This is a genomic window from Agromyces binzhouensis (assembly GCF_004135055.1).
Lineage (GTDB): Bacteria > Actinomycetota > Actinomycetes > Actinomycetales > Microbacteriaceae > Agromyces > Agromyces binzhouensis.
The window spans coordinates 1-643 of the sequence record NZ_SDPL01000786.1; the positions used below are offsets into that span (position 1 = coordinate 1).

The following is a 643-nucleotide window of genomic DNA, read 5'->3' on the forward strand; positions in this document are numbered from 1 at the left end:
GCCCGCCGCCGAGCTCGCACGATTCGGCGCCGAGGTCCGCACCGGTGTGCGGGCGACGGCCCTCGAGCGCCGCGCCGCGCCGACCGACGATGCGCATGCCGACCGTTCGACCTGGCGGGCCATCGGCGAGTCGGTACGCGAGGCGGCCGACGTCCCCGGCGACGACGAGTCGCCGGTCCCCGTGGTCGTCGACGCGCGATTCGCGATCGTGGCCACCCCCGCCCACGTCTCGCGGGCGCTGCTCACCGGCATCGCACCCGATGGCGCGTTCGGCGACGAGTGGCCGGCCGCGGCATCCGTCGAGCTCGTGACGCTCGTCCTCGACGCGCCCGAACTCGACGCGGCGCCGCGGGGAACCGGCGTGCTGGTCGCCGCGGGCACGCCCGGCGTCATCGCCAAGGCGCTCACGCACTCGAGCGCCAAGTGGCCGTGGCTCGCCGATGCCGCGGGAGGCCGTCACGTGGTCCGGCTCTCCTACGGGCGCGCCGGCGCCGGAAGCCCCCTCGACGGCCTGGGCGACGAGGAGATCGCCGAACTCGCCCTGCGCGACGCATCCGCCCTGCTCGGCGTCGACCTCGGGCCATCCGCCCTGCGAGCCCACGGGCGGTCGGCCTGGCGCGACGCGCTCTCGCAGGCCGCGGTC

Annotated in this window: 1 pseudogene; it reads left to right on the top strand. The window is 77.1% G+C overall.

The annotated features are described in order from the left end of the window. A pseudogene (locus ESO86_RS19615) lies at positions 1-643 on the top strand (protoporphyrinogen oxidase); the annotation flags it as partial.